The sequence below is a fragment of the Aeromonas sp. S41-2 genome (assembly GCF_027705845.1).
GTDB lineage: Bacteria > Pseudomonadota > Gammaproteobacteria > Enterobacterales > Aeromonadaceae > Aeromonas > Aeromonas hydrophila.
In genome coordinates, this window is sequence record NZ_JAPDCG010000027.1 from 1 (window position 1) to 880 (window position 880).

Genomic DNA, 880 nt, shown 5'->3' on the forward strand with positions numbered 1-880 from the left:
GATAAAAATATATCATCATGAACAATAAAACTGTCTGCTTACATAAACAGTAATACAAGGGGTGTTATGAGCCATATTCAACGGGAAACGTCTTGCTCGAGGCCGCGATTAAATTCCAACATGGATGCTGATTTATATGGGTATAAATGGGCTCGCGATAATGTCGGGCAATCAGGTGCGACAATCTATCGATTGTATGGGAAGCCCGATGCGCCAGAGTTGTTTCTGAAACATGGCAAAGGTAGCGTTGCCAATGATGTTACAGATGAGATGGTCAGACTAAACTGGCTGACGGAATTTATGCCTCTTCCGACCATCAAGCATTTTATCCGTACTCCTGATGATGCATGGTTACTCACCACTGCGATCCCCGGGAAAACAGCATTCCAGGTATTAGAAGAATATCCTGATTCAGGTGAAAATATTGTTGATGCGCTGGCAGTGTTCCTGCGCCGGTTGCATTCGATTCCTGTTTGTAATTGTCCTTTTAACAGCGATCGCGTATTTCGTCTCGCTCAGGCGCAATCACGAATGAATAACGGTTTGGTTGATGCGAGTGATTTTGATGACGAGCGTAATGGCTGGCCTGTTGAACAAGTCTGGAAAGAAATGCATAAGCTTTTGCCATTCTCACCGGATTCAGTCGTCACTCATGGTGATTTCTCACTTGATAACCTTATTTTTGACGAGGGGAAATTAATAGGTTGTATTGATGTTGGACGAGTCGGAATCGCAGACCGATACCAGGATCTTGCCATCCTATGGAACTGCCTCGGTGAGTTTTCTCCTTCATTACAGAAACGGCTTTTTCAAAAATATGGTATTGATAATCCTGATATGAATAAATTGCAGTTTCATTTGATGCTCGATGAGTTTTTCT

At 42.8% G+C, this 880-nt stretch carries 1 protein-coding gene; it reads left to right on the forward strand.

Annotated features, from left to right (window positions below; all coding sequences use genetic code 11):
- Positions 1-66: 66 nt before the first annotated feature.
- Positions 67-880, forward strand: an 814-nt coding sequence (aph(3')-Ia, locus tag OKC44_RS22085) for an aminoglycoside O-phosphotransferase APH(3')-Ia (RefSeq protein WP_000018329.1), incomplete at its 3' end; no start/stop codon positions are given.